This window comes from Streptomyces flaveolus (assembly GCF_000716535.1).
Classification (GTDB): Bacteria; Actinomycetota; Actinomycetes; order Streptomycetales; family Streptomycetaceae; genus Streptomyces; species Streptomyces flaveolus_A.
This window is the reverse complement of record NZ_JNWV01000062.1, coordinates 1-19018: the sequence shown is the minus strand read 5'-3', so window position 1 is coordinate 19018 and position 19018 is coordinate 1. Positions and strand designations below refer to the sequence as shown.

Sequence of the window (19018 nt, the reverse complement as noted above, 5' to 3'; positions counted from 1 at the left end):
ATGATCGATGGGTAGCCGCGTCGCCGCGAACCAAGGAGAAGCCCATGCAGCCCGAGCCGACCGCCGAGCTCCGCCACCGCACCGTGGAGGCCCCGGCCGGGCGCCTGCACCTGGTCGAGCAGGGCACCGGCCCGCTGGTCCTGCTCGTGCACGGCTTTCCCGAGTCCTGGTACTCCTGGCGCCGCCAGCTCCCGGCCCTCGCCGCGGCCGGCTACCGGGCGGTGGCGATCGACGTGCGCGGTTACGGCCGCTCCTCCAAGCCGGAGGCGACCGACGCCTACCGAATGCTCGATCTGGTGGAGGACAACGTCGCCGTCGTACGTGCCCTCGGCGAGGAAAGCGCGGTGGTCGTCGGCCACGACTGGGGATCCAACATCGCCGCCGCCTCCGCCATGCTCCGCCCCGAGGTCTTCCGCGCCGTCGGCCTGCTGAGCGTCCCCTACGCGCCGCCCGGCGGCCCCCGCCCCACCGACATCTTCCGCCGGATCGGCGGCCCCGAGCAGGAGTTCTACGTCTCCTACTTCCAAGAGCCCGGCCGCGCCGAGGCGGAGATCGAGCCCGACGTCCGGGGCTGGCTCGCGGGCTTCTACGCGGCCCTGTCCGCCGACACCATGCCCGCCCAGGGCGAGCCCGACCCGCACTTCGTCACCCGTGGCGGCCGGCTGCGCGACCGCTTCCCCACGGGGGTCCTCCCGGCCTGGCTGAGCGAGGACGACCTCGACGTCTACGCCGGGGAGTTCGAGCGCACAGGGATCACCGGCGCACTCAACCGCTACCGCAACATGGACCGAGACTGGGAGGACCTTGCCCCGCACCGCGGAGCCCCGATTCTGCAGCCGTCCCTGTTCGTCGGCGGCGCCCTGGACGCCTCCACCACCTGGATGTCCGACGCCATCGACACCTACCCCACCACCCTCCCCGGCCTGTCGGCCTCCCACCTCCTGGACGGCTGCGGCCACTGGATCCAGCAAGAGCGCCCCGACGAGGTCAACCGCCTGCTGACCGACTGGCTCGTCACCCTCCAGGGCTGAACCAGGCAATCCAGGCGTAGCAGTCCGCGCACTGGCGCGGTGCCCGAGGCGGCGGCACCGGAGCTGTGATGTACGGAGTGCGGATCGGCTGGTCGCAGACGGCGAACCGCATGGGCTTGTCAGCCTCGTCGAGGAGCCCGGCCCGCAGCAGGACCGGGTGGGTGGTCAGCGTGTGGGCCGGAGGAATGGGCAGCGAATCACTCGGCGGGCCCCAGCCGGATCCGCTCGCAAAACGCCTGCCGTTCGGGCGTCAGCCCGCCACCTTGCGGAGGTCTCACAACCGGCATACCGCGCCGATCACCCATCGTCAGCCCCTGCCGACATCACGTTTCAAAGATCAGGAGCGCCAAGTTGTCTTGCCTGCAAGCCAGTTCGGTTTTGCCGATGCCCGCCCATGACCCCGTTAGGGTGGCCCGGTGACCGGCGCGAACGTGGACAGAATGAACCGCTTCCGGGCCGAGGCGGCATCCCGGGGGCTGCCGACGGAGGAGGTGGAGGAATGGATACGTGTCGCCCGCCCGGCGGTGTACTTGGCGGAGGGCAGTGACGGTCCCCTCGTGGCCCGGGTCGGCGGCGACCCCCTGCTGCCGCACGGCGCGCCGAGGCCGTCCGATCCCTTCGTGGCCTCTGTCGACCTCGCGGCTCTCCCGCCGGACGCCACCGGCCTCCCACTCCCCGCCGACGGCCACCTGCTCCTCTTCTCCGGCACCGATGTCCACGGCATCGGGGAACAGGTGTCCGACGCCGTGCTGTACGTCCCCGCCGGGACCCCTGCAACCCCGAGCCCCCTCGAACACAGCTGGCGCGAGCCGTACCGGCCGCGTGAGCTCCGCACGGCCTGGCACCAGCCGAGCGCGCAGATGCCGGAGAGCTTCGCCCTCGACCGATGGGGCGAGTTCCCCGAGGACGAGCAGTTCGAACTCGCCGACGAACTCGCCGACGCCTGGGCAGACGTGGGCGGCTACCGTCCTTCCTGGGCCTTGCAGATCGGCGGCCATCCGGTCTCTCCCCAGAACGACCCCGTCCACTACGCCCGTGATCCCGAGGAGGCCGGCCCTCGCGAGCAGGGTGGTACGGCCCACGGGGAGGGCGTCGACGACTGGGCTCTCCTGGCCACCTGGAGGTGCGGCGACGATGTCACGGAACTGGACTCCGGCGTGGCCCACTGGGTGATCCGCCGCCGGGACTTGGTGGCCCGGCGCTTCGACCGGATCCATCGCTACGTCGAAATGGCCTGACCGCGTGCGGGGGGGACGGCCGGTTCCCCGGCGCTCATCAGCTGCCCTCCCCGCCGACGCCCACCCGGTCCGCGACGCCATCATGGCGATCGGTCTGCCCGGAACAGGTGCCGCCCCCTCGCTGCCCCGGCCTACCCGCCCGCGGAGCGGAAGGGATACGGTCGTACACCCGTGAGGCACTGCCGCGCCCTGCTGAGCGTCGCTTGGTGTTCCCCGGGCCGCGGCAGCGGCCGTAGGGAGGCGGGCCGGTCAGCGGTCGCCGGATCGCGGGGCTTGCCCGCCGCCTCCCGTGGCCGGGGTGGAGGGCTCAGCGGAGCAGCAGGTCGCGGATCGCCTGCGTGATCTCGTCGGGCGCCTCCTCGGCCATGAAGTGGCCCGCCCTCGTGAGCCGGTGGTCCAGGTCTGGCGCCCACGCGTGCCAGACCGCGGCGGCGTCGTAGCCGAGTCGCGCGCCCCAGTCCTGCTGGACGACCGTCACGGGCATGGCCAGCTGGGAACCGGCGTCCTGGTCCGCCTGGTCGTGCGTGATGTCGATGCCCGCCGAGGCCCGGTAGTCCGCGACGATCGACGGCACGGCCGCGGCGCTCGCCCGCAGGTACGCGGCCCGGACCGGTTCCGGCATGGCGGCCGGGTCCCTGGCCCAGGTGTCGAGGAAGGAGCCGAAGTAGGCGTCGGCGCTGTTGGCGATCATCGTCTCCGGCAGTCCCGGAGGCTGCGCCATGAGGAACAGGTGGTAGCCGACCGCCGCCGGCGCACCGTGCAGGACGTTCCACATGTCCAGGGTCGGCACGACGTCGAGGACGCCCAGGTGTGTGAGGGTCTCGGGATGGTCAAGTCCCGCCCGGAAGGCGACCAGGGCGCCCCGGTCGTGGCCGACCAGGGCGAAGCGCTCATGGCCGAGCGCCGCCGCCAGGGCGACGACATCGGCGGCCATGGTGCGCTTGGAGTACACCTCGGGGCCGGTGGCCGCCGGTTTGTCGCTGGCGCCGTAGCCACGCAGGTCGGGACAGATCACCGTGTGCTCGCCGGCGAGCCGCTCGGCGACGTGCCGCCACATCAGGTGGGTCTGCGGAAAGCCGTGCAGCAACACGACCGGGCTGCCGCTGCCGCCGACGGCGGCGGCCAGCTCCACGCCGTCCGTGCCGGGCAGGCGGACCTGGTCGAAACCGGGAATGGTGAGCGTCATGAAAGGCCCCTTCCTGGGGTCGGTGGACCGACGAAAGCCTTGGTCCGAGGACTGACGGGATCAGCGTGGGCGACGGCGATCAGCAGCCGATCAGTACGCTTCGACGCCGCGGACCCGCGGCACGGAAGATGGAGGGCATGCGAATCGACGTACTCGGCGCCGTGCGGGCCCTCCGCGCTGACGGCACCCCGGTCGACCTGGGCGGACCCCGCCATCGCGAGGTGCTCGCCCGGCTCGTCGCCGCCGGGGGACGGATGGTCGCCACCGACACCCTCGTGGACGACCTGTGGGTCGAGCCGCCGGTGCGCGCCGTGGGTGCGTTGCGTACGTTCGTCGCCGCGCTGCGTCGCGCCATCGAACCCGACCGGCCGCCCCGCACTCCGCCGTACGTCCTCGTCACGGAAGGCCCCGGCTACGCGCTGCGCCTCCCGCGCGACAACGTGGACGTCCACCGGTTCGAGGACGCCCTGGCCCGCGCCCGGCGTACACCTGATGCGCTGACCGACCTCGACGCGGCCCTCACGGCCTGGCGCGGCCCCGCCTACGCCGACGTGACCGGCTCCGCCTGGGCCCAGCGCGAGCGGACCCGGGTGGAGGAGCTGAGGCTGGAGGGGGTGGAACTGCGCGCCCGCCTCCTCCTCGACTCCGGTTCAGGAGCCGAGCTGGTCGCCGATCTGGGCGCCCACGTCACCGAGCATCCCTGGCGGGAGCCGGCCTGGGGACTGCTGGCCCGCGCACTGCACCGGGCGGGCCGTCAGGCGGACGCGCTGGCCACTCTCCGCCGCGCCCGTACGATGCTCGTGGACCAGCTCGGGCTCGACCCCGGTGCCGACCTCCGGCGCCTGGAGACGGACATCCTCCAAGGAGCTTCGACGCTCCAGCCCGCGCGTACCGTGTGGACCGCCGGCGTACGACTCGGCCCGCGCACCACCGTCGAACTGGCCCGCACCCTGGCCCTGGCCGGTGGTGACGCCCTCGTCCACTCACGGCGCGACCGCCTCGCCGCCGTCCAGGCAGCGGAGCGCACCGGAGACATCGCCCTGACCGCCCGCGTCATCGGCGCCTACGACGTACCTGCCCTCTGGAGCCGGGCCGACGATCCCGAGCAGTCCCGCGCCGTCGTCGCGGCGGCCGAGCGTGCACTCACCGCGCTCGGCACCGACGGTCCCGCCGAACTGCGGGCCCGGCTGCTGGCCACCGTCGCGGTCGAGAGCCGCAGTGCCGATCTGTCCGGCACCGCACCGAGGCGCGCCGGACAGGCTGCGCGCGAGGCCGAGGCGCTGGCCCGGGAGCTGGGCGATCCCGCCCTGCTGGCGTTCGCCCTCAACGGCGTGTTCCTCCAGTCCTTCACCCGGCCCGGCCTCGCGGCGGCGCGGGACGTGATCGGCGCCAAGATCCTCGACCTGGCCACCCGGCACGAGCTGCCGAACTTCGCCGTGCTCGGCCGGCTCATCCGCCTGCAATCCGCCTCCGCTCTCGGTGACCTCGACGCCGCGACCGCACACGCCGAGGCCGCCGAACAGCTCGCCATCAGCACCGAGGCCTCCCTCGTCCCCGTACTCACCGGCTGGTTCCGGGCCCGGGCAACGGCCGCCCGCAGCGCCGCACCGGGCGGACCGGCCGCCGCCACGGCCGCGGCGCACTACCGCGCCGCCGAGGACGCCCTCGCCGCAACCGCGGGCATGCCCGGGCTGCACCGGGGCCTGTTCGCCCTCGCCCTCCTGGGCCTTCGTCTCCTGCACGGCCGTCCCGCGCCCACCGATCCCGCCCTCGACTGGGGCCCGTACCGCCCCTGGACGCAGCCCTTGGTACTGCTCGCCCAGAACCGGGCCGAGGAGGCCCGGACCGCCCTGACCATGACGCCCGAACCACCCCTTGACCACATGCAGGAGGCACTCTGGTGCCTGACCGCCCACGCCGCCGCCCGCCTCGGCGAGCGCCCGATCGCCGCCCGCGCGGCAACGGTCCTGCGCGCCGCCCGCACCGAACACGCGGGCGGAGCGAGCGGGATGCTGACGCTGGGGCCGGTGGCGCGGTACCTGGCGGAGGCGGAGGCCTGCACCGACAAGAGATGACCGTGCCTCTCCATCGCCTGGGAACCGCCACCGAGCTGGCGAAGGCGGCGGTCTGCCTCGCCTCGGACGAATCCGCCTACACCGCAGGGACCGTGCTGCGCGTCGACGGGGGCATCGGGCAGCTCGCGTACTAGACCAACGAGTTCGTGCACGGTGGGCGGTGAGGCGTCGAGGATGTCGGCGGGGTTTGACGTTCACGTCTGCCGTGCCGATGTCAGGTCCGCGGTCTGTTGGTGGGACAGCAGTCCGGCGACGGCCTGGACAGAGTCGCTCATGTGCTCGCGGCGGCCGAGGTGGCGAGCCAGGGCCCGCCGGTTCTTCAGGTGGACGACGCAATAGCCCTTCTGGGAAGAGTTGACCACTCAGACCGCCGGTCGCCGCCGGGCAGCCCGTTCGACGGCGACCGGGCAGACCAGGCCCCGCGGGCCGAAGCCCGGCCTGCCCATCGCGTTACCGGCCAGGACGGACGAGGTCTACGGCGCGACTCGCCTCTTATTGCCGCGAGGAAACCGATCGGTTTACAGTGAGGGAAAGTGTCGGTTCAACCGGGTTGAACAGAGAAGGCGCTTCCGCCGTCGGGTCACGCTTGGAGCACATTCATGACCGCCATCGGGGGTTCCACTGTCCTCGTCACCGGAGGCAGTCAGGGCATCAGCCGGGCCCTGACCGAACCCTCCGCGACCGTGCAGTGCGCCCCTTGTGGACTGCGCCACCTTGGCCCCACACACGTCGTACGCCCGTCAGCTTCATGAACGAGAGGTAGCGTCATGCCGTCGAACAGCGCACTCGAGTACGAGGTCTTCATCTCCGACCCGATCCGGCTGAACGTGCCCGAGCTCGTCCCCAATGGCGACCGGCGGATGTTCTCGCCCCTGTCCACGACGCTTGTCCACGGCGAGCGTGAGGCCGTGCTCGTCGACCCGCCCATGACTGCCGCTCAGGCCGAGGCCGTCGGTGAGTGGATCAAGGCCACCGGCAAGAACCTGACCCACATATTCGCCACGCACGGTCACGGCGACCACTGGTTCACCGCGGGTGTCCTGTCCGAGCGATTCGGCGCCCAGGTCGTCGCGACGACCGGCACGATCAAGCAGATGCACCACAACGTGGCGATCCGTGCGGGCTTCTGGGACAAGATCTTCCCCGGCCAGATCCCGGACGCGCCCGTCACGGCCGTCACCGTGCCCGACAACCGGTTCACGCTGGAAGGCCATGACCTGCTCATCGTCGAAGTCGGCCACAGCGACACCGACGACACGAGCGTCCTGCATGTCCCCGACCTCGACCTCGTGGTCGCGGGCGACGTGATCTACAACGGCGTGCACCAGTTCCTGGTCGAGGCCGGGCACGGCGGCCTGGACGCCTGGCGCCGAGCCATCGCAATCGTCGAGGACCTCAGGCCCCGCCACATCGTCACCGGGCACAAGAACAAGGAACTCGACGACGATGCCACCCGCTGCATCAGCGAGACCCGCCAGTACCTCGACGCCGTCGACGAGCTTCTCCCTGAGCACGACAGCGCTCTCGCCTTCTTCAACGCCATGTTGGAGCGGTTCCCCGAGCGCCTGAATCCTGGCGCTCTGTGGGGCGGAGCCGTCGCACTCTACTCCTGACCTCCGTCGGTGACCGTGCACAGCAGCCAGCCGTGAGGCCCCGCTGCGAGGCCACATTGGCTACTCCGGGCATCAGTCCACCACACCGGCCCGTGCCGGGCGCCAGGCGGCCGAGGACCGGGCAGCCGCCGAGACCCGCGCCATCCGCGCCGAACACCACGGCGCCTGCGGCGCCCCGCGCGCGTAAGCCGGACTCCCCTCGCGCGATCGCGGCAGCCACCTCATCGGCCAGCACAGGCGGCGCACGGTGAGCGCCATGAACAGCGCCGCCCAGTCCGCACCCGGTGCAGAATCCCGTCGATCACCTGCCGGCGGTTTCGCCACCGGCCACAACGCCCGTAGCTGGCCGGCAGGAACGACCGCAGCCGTTCCCTCTCGGCATGACTCGGATCACCCCGTCCCACGAGAAGAGCAAGGTCACGTTATGCGCGTTGGTTTTCATGCGTACCTCGTGAACGTCGGCCCCGAGGGCCTTCGACCAGCGGCGGGTCGCCATCGACTCAGGAAGACGTTTGGCTCCCGGCGTCGCGGTGGACGACGGTGACAAGGCGTTCGGGTCCGGGGGCGCCGAGTTCGTCGAGGACGGCGACGGCCAGGTCCTCGGCGCTGATCCATGACCGCCCGTCGGCGTCGGTGAGCAGGGTGTCGGTGCCGCGCCGGTAGCGGCCAGTCCGTTCACCGGTCTCCAGCAGGGCCGGTGGACCGAGGTAGACCCAGTCGGCACCGGCGTGGGCCTGGCAGGTCCGCAACTGTGCCACCCCGGCGGCGGCGACCGCCTGCACTTCGGCGGGCACGTACGCCGGGTCGTCGGCGACCAGGAGATCGGGATCGTCGGGGCTGCGCAGTGCGCCGGCGCCGCCGACAACGAGGACGCGGATCCCGAGCTGTGCGGTGAGGTCCAGCACCGTGCGGGTAGCGCCGACCAGGAACTCCCGGTCGGCCGGTTCGGTGCGGATGGTCAGCACGACGGCGTCCGCGGCCCAGTGCGCGGCGGAGCCCGCCAGCGCATCGTGCAAGGCGTGGTAGTCGGTCGCGTCCACCGCGATCGGCGTCACGTCCGGGTCGTCGCTCGCGGGGGTACGGGACAGAGCGAGGACCCGGTGCCCGCGAGCACGGGCCTCGGTGACCACCCGGCTGCCGACCATGCCGGTGGCGCCGAGCACGGCGATCGTCATGCCTGTCTTCATCGAGGTTGTCTCCGTCGAGCTTGTCGTCATGGCAGTCGGCCTTCCGATACCTGGTCCTCTCGGATGTGAGCCACTGCCGGTCCCCCGCGCATCCTGCGGCCGGGCAGGCCAGGGGCATTGAGCTGCGCGGCCAGCAGGGCGGCCAGGGCGAGGACGAATCCCAGGGTCTGAAGCAGGCTCAGTGACTCGCCGAGCGCGATGCCGATGAGGGCCGCGACCAGCGGGGACAGCAGCACCAGCGGCGCGGACGCGCCGACCGGAAGTTGCCCGATGCCGCGGAACCACAGGGTGTAGGCGATCAGCCCGCCCATGCTGCCGAGCCACAGGTAACCGCCGGCCGCTCCGGCGTCGATCCGCTGCGGCACCCCCTCGAACGCGACGGTCAGCGGGAGCAACAGCAGACCGCCGGCCGTCAGTTGCCACCCGGCCAGGGTCAGCGGACCGGCCCCCGCCGGACGGCCCCAACGCTTGGTGAGCACGATCCCGCCGGCCATGGTGGCCGTGTGGCCGAGGCCGGCCAGTACCCCGACCGGGTCCAGCCGGGCCTGCGGGCCGAGCACGACGAGTCCGACGCCGAGCACGCCGAGAACGCCCCAGGCCAGCCGCCAAGCCGTGGGCCGGTCGTGGAGCACCGCTATGCCCAGGCCTGCGACCAGCAACGGCTGGGCGGCGCTGAGGGTGGCGGCGACACCGCCGGGGAGCCGTTCGGCCGCCACGAACAGCAGGGGCAGGCCACCGATGTTGAGCACACCGAGGACGGCGGCCTTCCACCACCAGTCCCCGCGCGGCAGCATCCGGGTGATCACCAGCCCGAGCAGCCCGGCGGGAAGGGCGCGCATCAGCCCGGCGAACAGCGGATGGCCCGGGGGCAGCAGCTCCGTGGTGACGACGTACGTGGTGCCCCAGGACGCGGGAGCGAGTGCGGTCAGGGCGACAGTGGCCGCCTGATGGGCGGACGTGGTTCGAGGACGGTCCGGTGACCGTCGTATCGAGGAATGCATGCGATGCAGTCTCCGCGCTGCCCGCCATGAATCCAACGCATGCTTGCGATGGCAGCCATGAACGAAAACGATCGTTCGGTGGACCTCCAGCAGATGCACTACGTCGTTGCCGTCGCCGAAACCCGCAACTTCACGCGCGCAGCCGAGCGCTGCTCCGTGGTGCAGTCGTCTCTCAGCCACCGGATCGCGAGCCTGGAACGCGAGCTCGGGGTCAGGCTGTTCGCCCGGACCAGCCGCCGTGTCGAACTGACCAGCGCGGGAGCGGCGTTCGTGGCCGGTGCGCGCGAGTGTCTGGCCGCCGCCGGCCGCGCGGCTGCCGACGCCGCCGCAGCGACCGGCGTGGTGCGGGGGCGGCTCCGGATCGGCGTGATCGTGACGACGGCCGCCGTCGACGTGCCAGAACTGCTCCAGCGGTATCGCGCCCAGCACCCGGAGGTCCGGGTCGCACTCCGTTCCGCACGCAGCGACGATCTGGCCGCGGCAATCCGCGACGGCGATCTGGACATCGCCTTCCTGGGCCTGCCGGAGAGCGAACGGCCCTCGGGTGTGGAGGCCGTGGTGCTCGATCACGACGAGCACGTCCTGGTGGTACCGACCGGGCACCGGCTGGCGGGCGCACCTGAGGTCACGCTGCACGACATCGCCGCGGAGACGTTCGTGGACTTCGTGGCAGGGACGCCCGCCCGGGCTCAGTCCGACCAGGCGTTCGCCGCGGCGGGTCTGGTCCGCGACGTGGCGTACGAGTCCGGTGTCGTGGAGCTGATCACCGGGCTGATCGCGCACGGGCTCGGCGTCGCCCTGCTGCCGTCGGCGTTCATCCGGACGCATGCCGCCGACGACCCCGCGCTGGCGCTGGTCCCGGTGACCGGCGGGCCGCGCCGCGTGGAGTACCTGGTGTGGAGCCGGTTCAACCCCAGCCCGCCAACCCGGGCGATGCTCGGCATCCTCGGGGTCAGGGACAGCGGCTAACTGATCGTTTCAGAATGAGGTTCGTAGGCGGCGGAGGCAGATGAGACTGCAGGCCGGTTCGAGCAGGCCCTGGTGGAGGTCGGCTCGTCGTTCGTAGCGGGTGCGGAGCCGTTTGAAATGATGCAGCCAGGCGAAGGCGCGCTCGACGACCCAACGGACCTTGCCCAGTCCGGAACCGTGGGCGACGCCGCGTCGGGCGATCACTGGCTTGATGCCGCGCTTCCACAGCAGGCGGCGGCACTTGTCGAGGTCATAGCCCCGGTCGGCGTACAAGCGTCGGGGCTTGCGACGGGGGCGTCCCCGCAGGCCCCGGATCGATGGGACCGCGTCCAGCAGAGGCAGGAGCTGGGTGACATCGTGTCGGTTCCCGCCGGTGCACGTGACGACCAGCGGAGTTCCGTGGCGGTCAACGATCAGATGGTGTTTGGAGCCGGGACGGGATCGGTCGACGGGCGAGGGCCAACGTGATCCCCCCTTTGAGAGCCCGGATGTGCGACCCGTCCACCGCGCAGTCGTCCAGGTCCAGCACATCGGCGCGGCGCAACTCGGTCAGCAGGGCGGTGTGCAAGCGGGGGCCGTACGCCGGCCTCGGTCCAGTCGCGCAACCTTCGCCAGGCTGTGACTCCGGAGCAGCCCACAGTCTCGGCGGGCACATCGCGCCACGCAACACCGGTCCGCAAGACGTACATGACGCCCGCGAGGGCCGCCCTGGGCGGAACGCGCAACCGCCGGGGTAGCGGCGGCGCCGTTCGGGAGCGGGCGGAAGCAGCGGAGCCATGCGCTCTTACAGGTCATTTGAAACAAGATCAGCACGCACGCGGACACCCTGCCGACCAAGATCGCCGAGCGCGAGATCCGAGGCGCAACTGAATTGGTCAGAAAGGCTGGTGGGCGTAGATCTTGCGCCACTGGTCAGCGGTGCCCCGCTCGCTCATCCCGGCGGCCCGGTAGACGCTGAGAGCGCCGGCGGAGTTGTGGGTGTCGACGTCGACGCCCACGCTGTGATGGCCACGGTCCCGGAGGAGCCGGAAGACGGTGCGCAACAACTGCGTGCCGATGCCGCGGCCGCGGTAGGCATCGAGAACTCCGAGCCAGGCGATCCATGCGCGCTCCGACGGGTCGCGAGCGATGACAGCACCCGCACAGACCCCATCGACCTCGGCCAGCCACCACAGGGCCGCGTCGTAGCTGCCGCGCTGTCGCTGGTCACGGTCAAACTCGGCGAAGGTACGCCGCCGGTGGTTCCAGTGCCCGGCCAGCGCGTCCTCCAATACAGAGTGGACGGCGCGCCGGTCCTGGTCATCGGCAGCGACGCGCAGTCGAACACCGAGGGGCGGCTGAGCCGGTTCAGGGAACTCGGTGGTGTCCAGGTCGGCTCTGAGGCGCGCGTAGCTGTGCACGATGCTCCAGCCCTCGGCGGCCATGAGGTCATGGGCCGGGCAGTTGGGCAGCTGAAACATGGTCACGGGGGTGTTGGGGTGTGGCGCGTCCCGTAGCGCCCACTCGTCGAGCAGGTGAAGCAGTGCTCGAGCCGTGTCCGCAGCGCCGTCTGCGGGTGCAAGGATCAGATGGGCCCGGAGTTGGCCACCCTGCGGTGCCGGATGCAGGGCGACGAAGCCACTGAGCCGACCCTCCTTCGACTCCACGACCATCGTCCGCGACGCCATATCCAGGCCGGGGCTCGCGAGCAGCTCACGCACGTCTGCTCGCGTCGTCTCCCGGCGCCCGATTGCGGCGTGCTCGGCGCAGCCGAAGAGATCGAAGATCGCCTCGATGTCGGACTCGTTGACGGCTCTGCAATGCACACGGGCACCGTCGCAGGACCGTGCAGCTGTTCACAACCGATATTTGTCGTTGCCTATCTCGGGGACCCGACACAGCATCGCCCACGGCTCCGCACCCGCTACGAACGACGAGCCTGCGCACCTCATTCCGAAACGATCAGCAAAGCCCCGATGGACGACGACGCTCCGCGCCCCACGCGCTTGAACGGCGTGCTGGTGCCGTTCGCTGAGCACTGATCGTTGTTGTCGTCCTGGTGGCTGCGATCTCGGCCGTCGCCGTGGCCGTGGGCGTCCTTGAGGCGCCGCTGTCGGCCTGGCCGGAACGGAGCCCGCCATTCGCGGTGATCGTATGGAGATGCGCCCGATCCCCGCGTCCGAGCTGGCTCTCGGCCGCACGAACCGTGAGGCTGGCAGCCGGCGGTGTCGGCAGCCGGGCAGTACTCCGGAAGCCGGACCTCACCGGCCGACCGTCGGCCGAGGAGGCAGGTGCGTCAGCGGGTGATCCGCGCGGAACTACGGTGGTGAGGCGGCGAGTTGAATTCGACGGGACAGTGGGAGACACGTGCGGACGGTGGCCCGGCACCGTTCCGCCGGCACTTCGTGACACACATGGAGCGGGCCGCGGCCCGCAGCGGTGTGGACCTGCGCTGGCACTCGGAGCACTGGGTCGCGGAGTTGCGGGCACACGGGCGCAGGTGCCATGTCGTCGGCTACAACTTCCCGCTCAACGACGCCGCTTCGGCGCTCCTGGCCACCGACAAGGTGGCCACCTCGGTCCTGCTGTCGGACGACGGCGTGCCTCACGTCCCGCATCGTCTGTTGCGGTGGCGGCCACACGAGTCCGTGTCGGACATGGCGGCCCGGCTGCCGGTGCCCGTCGTCCTCAAGCCGCTGAGTTCGAGCGGCGGCCGTGATGTGTGCCGAGCGGAGTCACCGGACCGTCTCCTGGCCGCTTTGAGTGCTCTGACCACACGTTACTCGGCGCTGACGGTCTCTCCGTGGATGCCCATCCGCCATGAGTACCGGGTGGTCGTGCTCAACGGGCGGACCGAACTCGTTTTCGAGAAACGCTGCGCGGGGCCGCGGCTTGAAGCCGGCCATACCGACTGGGACGACGGCGTCGAGTGGCGGCACAACCTCAAACTCGGCGCGTCCGCTGTCGTGCTGGACCATCCCGAGGTGTGCGGCCCGCTCGGCGGATTGGCGCGGCGGGCGATGGCCTGCCTGGGGTTGGCCTTCGGCTCCGTCGACATCGTGGAGGTCGACGGAGAACTCGCTGTGATCGAGGTCAACAGCGGTGTGTGTCTGGAGCGGTTCAGCAGACAGGACGCCGTATGCCACGCGGCCGCGCAACGGGTGTACGAGACCGGTGTCAGGGCTTGTTTCCGCCCTCGGTGAACGCTGGGACGGCCAGCCCCATCCCCGGCGCCGTGCGGTCCGGTCTGCCACAGCGTGCGCGTGCCGTCCGCGTCACGCCTCTCCCACCAGGTCCCGGATGACCGCGTGCCATCCCTCGGAGGCATCCCGCCCCCCGCCGTCCGCGGTCTGCGGCAGCGCGCGACAGGACGGATAGCCGGCGTAGACACAGAGACGGTCGACGACGATGTAGGCCGGGGTGCGGTGGCGCCGCATGGACGCCCACGCGGTGTACGTCGCCTCGATCAGCCTCCGGTCGCCCAGTCGGAGGCCGTGTACGAGAGCCGCTGTCCACTCACGCCATCCAGGCGACCCGGCCGAGGCCTCGACCACGGCAGTGGCCTCCGCGGCGACGCGGGGGAACGCGGTGGCGTCACCCGCGACGAGCAGGGCCTTGCACGCCAGGGCGGTCCGCAGGTCGAACCAGGAGGCATACCGTTCCGCCTCCCTCATCGGTGCGTCGATGTCCCCTGGTGCCGTGCGTCGCAGCAGGGTGGCCCGCCACAGCAGCGTCACCTCGTTCTCCAGGGCGGCGCTGTGCCTGCCCTCCGCGCGCAGTCGGGCCGCGCGCTCCCTCGGTCCGGCCAGCGACGCGGCGATCTCACCACGGTCGTACGCCAGATCACTGCGGAGCCGTGCCAGGGCGGTCGGGTCGTTCACCGGATGCTGTTCGAGATGGCGCGCCAAGTCGTCGTAGCGGCTGAGCGAGCGCAGTGTCCGGGCGACTTGGTAGCGCAGCGTTTCCGAGTCCGGCGTCTCGGACAGCAGCGTCCGGAGGATACGCAGGGCGGTCTCCGGTTCCCCGGCGAGGCGGTGCCCGAACGCGAGCCACCGCAGCGCCATACGGCGGATGTCGTCCGGCAGTGGGCGATTGGTGAAGTCGTCCAGGTAGGCGATGCGTTGCCGCAGGCTCCGGTCGTGCCAGGCCTCGAGGAAGCCGCACAGCATACCGATCCAGGTGGTGTCGGACGGTGCGGGGAGCCGGTCGGCGAGCCCGCCCATGCCGGGCAGGTCGGTGATCGCCTCGAGCAGCCAGGGGGCCCGCAGGGTATGGGCTGTGCACAGTCCCACGCTCAGCTCGAGCAGGTAGGCGCGCCGCTCGGGATCGGTCGATTCTTCGGCGTTCCGCTCCCGGAGCACCTCCAGGAGCGCCGCGGCACACGTGGCCCGGTCGGCCGCGGACCACGCCCCGCCGGAGGACAGGGACTCGTCGGCGATCGCCGCGCGTACGGCATCGTGCAGCCGGTAGGGGAACACCGGGTGGGTGTCGCGGGTGACCAGGGAGCGAGCGCAGAACTTCCGTGCGCTGCCGTCGAGCGCGCCGCTGGCGCGGGCCACCAGGCCCGGGTCGAAACGGGGTACGAGGGCTGCGGCGCGTGCCACGTCACGCTCCTGGTCGGGCAGGTCGGCGAAGAGCCGGATCACGAGTTCCGGCAGCGGCCTTCCGAACATCGTCTCGTCCGGCGAGGCCGTGCCCGCCTGCCGGGCGATGGACAACGACAGGTCGAGGTAGAGCGGCAGGCCGTGCGCACCACGCCGGACCCGGTCGATCACCTCCGGGCCGAGGACCGGGTTGCCGGCCGTGCCGGAGGCTGCCCTCAGATAGCGGTCGACGTCCGTGTCCGACAGGTCCCCGATGAGGTGCTGCTGCCCGTCCGGCGCGTCGAGCCTCAGCCCGGGCCAGATTTGCGGACCCGATGCCGGCAGCAGGCCGTTGGCGGCCGACGCCCAGGTCAGGGTGGAGCGGGAGGTGACCACCCACAGGATGCCGGGGCTCAGATGCACGATCCGGTTCAGCAAGCGCTCCTGGGCCTGCTCCTCGCTCTGGACGTACTCGACGGCGTCGGCGAAGGCCACGACCAAGGGCCGTTCCGCGACCGGCAGCCGCTCGATGTCCCAGGAGAGCAAGCCCGCGAGAGTGGCGGCGACGTACGGCGTCGGGTTCAGCCGCGCCTGGTCGATCACCGCCCCCAGGGGCGCGCAGTCGCGCAACGTCCGGTCCCGCAGCCGCCGTGAGCGGATCGCGTCGACGAGCCGCATGCCCGTGCGTACGGTCAGCGGTCCCACGCCCAGCCGGGCGCCGGCATCGCTCAGGATGTCGTTCAGGGTGTCCGTGATCTGGGCGCGCACGTCCGACCCGCGCCCGCTGCGCAGATCGGGGAGCGGGACGCCCGGCGACGCGAACGACCACCAGGCGGCGAGCCCCAGGTCGAACGCCGGGAACCTGTTCCCGGAGTCCGCCACCGCGGCACGCAGCCGCAACACGATGTCGACCGCGTTGACGGCGGCACTGCCGTGGAAGTCGACCCTGACCGTCCTGACCGCCGGTTCGTACGACGGCGGTCGGCCCCAGTCCCCTGGATCCGGTAACTCCCCGAGGACCCACCGCTCCAGTCGCTTCGACAGCTCCGTCTTGCCGATGCCGCCGATCCCGTAGAACACCACGACGTTCCGCCGGGCGGCCCTGCCCAGCACGGCCGTGCCGTTCCGCACGCGCGCCGCGTGACGTGCCAGCGCCTGCGTGAACACCCTGTTCTCCGCGCCGCGGTCGGTGAACAGATCGACGGCCGCGAAATGCGGATCGAAGATCCGGTCGAAGTCGCCCATACGTCTCCTCCGCCTCCCCCGGCACGCGGACGCCGTGTACGGCCACGGCTGAGAACTACCCGACCGCGTACCGGACGACACCGCTCGGAGGCTGCCCCGCCACCGCCCGGCGCGGGCGTGACGCACGTGTGCGGGCGGTGGACCAGCGCCACCCCTGCCCACCCCTGCCCATCCCTGCCCACGCCGGGCACGACGTCCGGCAACGCGCGACCGTACCCGCGCCCGCCCGCGGCGGCCGTCCATCGACGCTCGGTGAGGGAGGGGCCGCGCTCCCCGCACCACCGTTCCCCGGAGACAGGCTCCGCGCACACCAGCACAGACGGTGCCGGTCGGGGCCGGGCTGGAGAAGGCCGAGGGCCGGGACGTCTGTCGCGGCGTCATAGATCAGGTCTGTGAGTGTCAAGTGGGGGCCTGGGCCTGCGGCTGGGCGCGCTGAGTGAGCCGGCCTGACAGTGAGAAGGACGGGGCCTGGTGACAGCTGTCACCAGGCCCCGGGTCGATGGAGGTCAGCGTCTGCGGGCCCAGCCGGAACCGATACCGGCCACGTGCAGAGCCAGAGCGGTCAGCCCCAGCAGCATCACGTTCGTCGAAGTGAACACATCGTTGGTGCTGAGATCCGCCGCGTTGATCAGGAAGGACACGAAGAACAGCACTGCCGCGACTATGCCGAGCATGAGACGAACTCCTCTCGAAGGGGGTGAAGCCCGTATGCCCGGTCACCGTCTCCGCAGACGTGCAGTCATCCCCGACTACCGCTGAGGCGCCAGGCGCGGGCCCGGGACGAGTCGGCGGGCCGGCGGTAGGGATGGGCTCAGGCGTGAGCGTGACGAGGGCTTGCCGCCTTGTGGGAGTGCGGCGTGATGCGCGGGCCGGCCCGTCCTGGGAACTTCGAGGCGCCGCAGGGACAGGCCGGCGGTGACGAGGGGGCCGGTGAAGACGGCGCGAAGCATGACGCACGCCCACATCTGCCGGCTCCCCGGCGCCTACCAGCCGGTCCAAGCGGCGCACACCGCCCACAGACTTAGCGAACTACTGTTTCACCAAGTTGCAGGGGAAACGCACTCACCTCATCGAAAGAACTTTCCCACGCCTGCGAAGACCATCGTCATCACCGGCACTGCGAGCGGGTTCGGGTACCTGAGTGTGCGCCGCTTCGCCGAGGCCGGGTGGAACGTGGTGGCCACCGTCCGCAAGGAAGCCGACCTGGACGCGCACGCCGGCCTCGACAACGTCAGGACGCTCCTGCCGAACGTCGACCACGAGGACGCCGCTCTCGCCTTCGGTGACCTCGCGCTGTCCCAGTTCGGTCGCCTGGACGCGCTCATCAACAACGCCGGATACTTCCAGGGCGGCCCGCTGGAGGCCATCACGATGGACCAGGCCCACCGCCAGTTCCAGACCAACGTCTTCGGGCTGATCGCACTGAACAAGACGGTCATTCCGATCTTCCGCAAGCAGCGCTCGGGCGTCATCGTCAACGTCAGCTCCATCAGCGCCGACGCGGGTTTCCCGTACACCTCGGTGTACCAGGCATCGAAGGCCGCGGTCGCCTCGCTCAGCGAGGGCCTGCACGCGGAACTGGCCGAGTTCGGCGTCCAGGTCAAGGCCCTGCACCCCGGCAGCCACGAGACCAAGTTCTTCAGCAAGGTCGACCGCGCCGAGAACGTTCCGGAGGAATACGTCGCCTCCTGGAACACCTTCGCGTCGCTGAACCTCGTCCGCTCCGACCCGGCCCTCACCGCCGAGATGATGTTCCGCATGGTCACTGACGGCGACACCAAGAAGGTCCACTACTACAGCGGCCCCGACGGCGAGGCCATCCCGCGCGTGAAGCAGCTCCTCGGCCAGGACTGGTGTCTGGAAGAGCTGGCCGCCCGCGACCGGGGCCAGGCCACCGCTCTGTGGGACTCTCTGATGCCCACCCCCGTCAAGGCGGCCAGCTAAAGGGTGTTGCAAAAGGCTTGGTGGCGGGCATTTCCCCTGTATGGGTGGGGTGTTGAGGGCTGAGCCGGTGTGGGTGGAGAAGTTCACCGGGTTGCGGATGGGGCGGTTCGAGAAGCTGCTTCGGGTGGTGCGGGAGCGGGGCGGCAACGGCCCAGGTGGTGGTCGGCCGTGGTGTCTTCCGCTGGCCGCGCGGGTGCTGCTGGTGGCCGTGTATTACCGCACGAACCTCACCATGCGGCAGCTCGCACCGCTCTTCGGCTGCTCACCGGCCACCGTCTGCCGGATCATCCAGCGTCTGCGGCCGTTGCTTGCGCTGGAGCCGGCGCCCAGGCCGGTGCCGGGCGTGGAACGGTTATGGATCGTGGACGGCACCCTGATCCCGGTCCGTGACCGTAAGGTCGCAGCCTCCTCACGCAACTACCGGCTTTCGGCGAATGTGCAGGTCATCATCGATGCCGACACCCGCCTGGTAGTGGCATCCGCCCGGCCGGCACCCGGCAACAAGGCAGACGCGCATGTCTGGCGCGAGTCGGACCTGCCGGCCGTAGCGGCAGGCACCACGGTGATCGCAGACGGCGCCTACCTGGGCACCGGCCTGATCGTCCCGCACCGCAGACGAGCAGGGCGCCCCCTCCTGCGCGACCAGGAGGAAGACAACGCCGAACACCGGCGCGTCCGTGCCCGCGTCGAGCACACCTTCGCCCGGATGAAGAACTGGAAGATCCTCCGCGACTGCCGCCAAAGAGGCGACGGCCTCCACCACGCCGTCCAGGCCGTCGCCACCATGCACAACCTCGCCAAGACAGGGTGAAACAGCAGGTCAGCCATCACCCAGACACGCCGCCACCAAGCCTTTTGCAACACCCTTTAGCTTGATCTTTAACGGCCGACGTCGAATGGTGCGTCGAACTTGATCACTCGGTCCGGTATCCGCCGTACATGGAAGCGGCCTTCGCCTGAACATGTG

General features: G+C 70.9%; 16 protein-coding genes and 1 pseudogene. 9 read left to right on the top strand and 8 right to left on the bottom strand.

The features are described 5' to 3' along the window. Positions 1-44 precede the first annotated feature (44 nt). The gene (locus OO52_RS42455; protein ID WP_030657784.1) at positions 45-1031 is read left to right on the top strand and encodes an alpha/beta fold hydrolase; all 987 of its coding nucleotides are present in this window, start codon (positions 45-47) and stop codon (positions 1029-1031) included. Between the two features lie 416 nt (positions 1032-1447). After that, complete coding sequence (locus OO52_RS42450) at positions 1448-2269, top strand: DUF1963 domain-containing protein (protein ID WP_030657786.1); 822 nt, start codon at positions 1448-1450, stop codon at positions 2267-2269. A 307-nt stretch (positions 2270-2576) separates the two neighbouring features. Here OO52_RS42450 and OO52_RS42445 read toward each other — a convergent pair whose 3' ends face one another. Beyond that, positions 2577-3455, bottom strand: a complete 879-nt coding sequence (locus OO52_RS42445) for an alpha/beta fold hydrolase (protein WP_030657788.1) — start codon at positions 3453-3455, stop codon at positions 2577-2579. Between the two features lie 137 nt (positions 3456-3592). On the opposite strand from OO52_RS42445, the gene OO52_RS42440 reads away from it, so the two are divergent. From OO52_RS42440 to OO52_RS42435, 3 genes are all read left to right on the top strand, one after another. Continuing rightward, positions 3593-5530, top strand: coding sequence for an AfsR/SARP family transcriptional regulator (locus tag OO52_RS42440; RefSeq protein ID WP_030657790.1), 1938 nt, complete (start codon positions 3593-3595; stop codon positions 5528-5530). Next, the gene (locus tag OO52_RS48835) at positions 5527-5664 is read left to right on the top strand and encodes an SDR family oxidoreductase (protein WP_420711460.1); all 138 of its coding nucleotides are present in this window, start codon (positions 5527-5529) and stop codon (positions 5662-5664) included. Before OO52_RS42440 ends, OO52_RS48835 begins: the two co-directional genes overlap by 4 nt. A 633-nt stretch (positions 5665-6297) precedes the next feature. Then, positions 6298-7143 (top strand): MBL fold metallo-hydrolase, encoded by an 846-nt coding sequence (locus OO52_RS42435; RefSeq protein ID WP_030657792.1) that lies wholly within the window; start codon positions 6298-6300, stop codon positions 7141-7143. 301 nt (positions 7144-7444) lie between these two features. On the opposite strand, the gene OO52_RS54855 is transcribed toward OO52_RS42435, so the two are convergent. From OO52_RS54855 to OO52_RS42425, 3 genes are read right to left on the bottom strand one after another with little or no spacing between them, the layout of a single operon-like run. Then, complete coding sequence (locus OO52_RS54855; protein WP_420711461.1) at positions 7445-7639, bottom strand: hypothetical protein; 195 nt, start codon at positions 7637-7639, stop codon at positions 7445-7447. A gap of 4 nt (positions 7640-7643) precedes the next feature. Continuing rightward, positions 7644-8330, bottom strand: a complete 687-nt coding sequence (locus tag OO52_RS42430) for an NAD(P)-dependent oxidoreductase (RefSeq protein ID WP_051819056.1) — start codon at positions 8328-8330, stop codon at positions 7644-7646. A gap of 26 nt (positions 8331-8356) precedes the next feature. Then, a complete protein-coding gene (locus tag OO52_RS42425; RefSeq protein ID WP_030657797.1) occupies positions 8357-9331 on the bottom strand; it encodes an EamA family transporter in 975 nt (324 codons plus the stop codon). Between the two features lie 78 nt (positions 9332-9409). On the opposite strand from OO52_RS42425, the gene OO52_RS42420 reads away from it, so the two are divergent. After that, positions 9410-10300, top strand: a complete 891-nt coding sequence (locus OO52_RS42420; RefSeq protein ID WP_030657799.1) for a LysR family transcriptional regulator — start codon at positions 9410-9412, stop codon at positions 10298-10300. Positions 10301-10309: 9 nt separating this feature from the next. On the opposite strand, the pseudogene OO52_RS48820 reads toward OO52_RS42420, so the two are convergent. Next, positions 10310-11078 (bottom strand): annotated as a pseudogene (locus tag OO52_RS48820) (IS5 family transposase). 97 nt (positions 11079-11175) lie between these two features. Further along, entirely contained in the window at positions 11176-12105 is a 930-nt protein-coding gene (locus OO52_RS42410; protein WP_030657803.1) for a GNAT family N-acetyltransferase, read from the bottom strand. Between the two features lie 588 nt (positions 12106-12693). On the opposite strand from OO52_RS42410, the gene OO52_RS42405 reads away from it, so the two are divergent. Continuing rightward, positions 12694-13482, top strand: a complete 789-nt coding sequence (locus tag OO52_RS42405) for an ATP-grasp domain-containing protein (RefSeq protein WP_048910771.1) — start codon at positions 12694-12696, stop codon at positions 13480-13482. Between the two features lie 72 nt (positions 13483-13554). Here the strand turns inward: OO52_RS42405 and OO52_RS42400 are convergent, their stop codons facing one another. After that, positions 13555-16107 carry a hypothetical protein gene (locus OO52_RS42400; protein WP_030657807.1) on the bottom strand — a complete coding sequence of 851 codons (2553 nt, stop codon included), beginning with the start codon at positions 16105-16107 and terminating at the stop codon, positions 13555-13557. A 506-nt stretch (positions 16108-16613) separates the two neighbouring features. After that, entirely contained in the window at positions 16614-16781 is a 168-nt protein-coding gene (locus tag OO52_RS51865) for a hypothetical protein (protein ID WP_167347960.1), read from the bottom strand. A 427-nt stretch (positions 16782-17208) separates the two neighbouring features. Here OO52_RS51865 and OO52_RS42395 point away from each other — a divergent pair, with 427 nt between their 5' ends. Continuing rightward, positions 17209-18051 (top strand): SDR family NAD(P)-dependent oxidoreductase, encoded by an 843-nt coding sequence (locus OO52_RS42395; protein ID WP_030657810.1) that lies wholly within the window; start codon positions 17209-17211, stop codon positions 18049-18051. Between the two features lie 40 nt (positions 18052-18091). Continuing rightward, a complete protein-coding gene (locus OO52_RS42390) occupies positions 18092-18862 on the top strand; it encodes an IS5/IS1182 family transposase (protein ID WP_030657811.1) in 771 nt (256 codons plus the stop codon). The last annotated feature ends 156 nt before the right edge of the window (positions 18863-19018 follow it).